1 protein-coding gene is annotated in these 573 nt (G+C 66.1%); it reads right to left on the bottom strand.

All coding sequences use genetic code 11. The features are described 5' to 3' along the window. Positions 1 to 4 precede the first annotated feature (4 nt). Positions 5 to 573 (bottom strand): OmpA family protein (locus EN925_RS38780; RefSeq protein WP_164894832.1); only part of this gene is annotated, 569 nt, incomplete at its 5' end.

Here is a 573-nt window from a genome sequence, read left to right as displayed (position 1 = left end):
CATCTCACAGCCTCTTTTCGACAAGCACCTCGACGCGGCGGTTCAAGGCCCGCCCCTCGCGCGTGCTGTCGGTGGCGACTGGATCGGTGGCCGCGCGGCCCTCGGAATGGACGCGATCCCGCGGCACTCCGTTCTGGACCAGCATGTCGGCAATCGTCTGGGCGCGAGCCTCCGACAGTCGCTGGTTGGTCGACAGCGGATTGGTCTTTTGCAGGGGAACGCTGTCGGTATGACCGACGACGGTGATGTTTCCGATCAGCTCCTGGTTGGCGAGGATCACCTTGGCGAGCGACCCGATCAGGGGCTCGAAGCCTTCGGTCAGTTGTGGCCGTGACGACTGGAACAGTTCGGGATTGGAGGCCTGGATCGTCAGCTTGGCCAGCGAAACGCTTTCGGTGCCGCTGAGGGCGGATTTGAGGTCGGCGGGCGCCCCGGCCTGAAATTCCGGCAACAGCGCAAAATCCACCTTCTCCGGCGGCGGGGCATCGACTTTGGGCGACGTGCGGGTGATGTCGCCGCGCGCGGGCGGCGGCAGCGCGCGAACAAGTGCGGAGAGCTCGACCGCCTGGCTGC

The sequence above is a fragment of the Mesorhizobium sp. M7A.F.Ca.US.006.04.2.1 genome (assembly GCF_004022915.1).
Classification (GTDB): Bacteria; Pseudomonadota; Alphaproteobacteria; order Rhizobiales; family Rhizobiaceae; genus Mesorhizobium; species Mesorhizobium ciceri.
The sequence above is the reverse complement of the archived record's forward strand: the minus strand, read 5'-3'. Positions and strand labels throughout refer to the sequence as shown.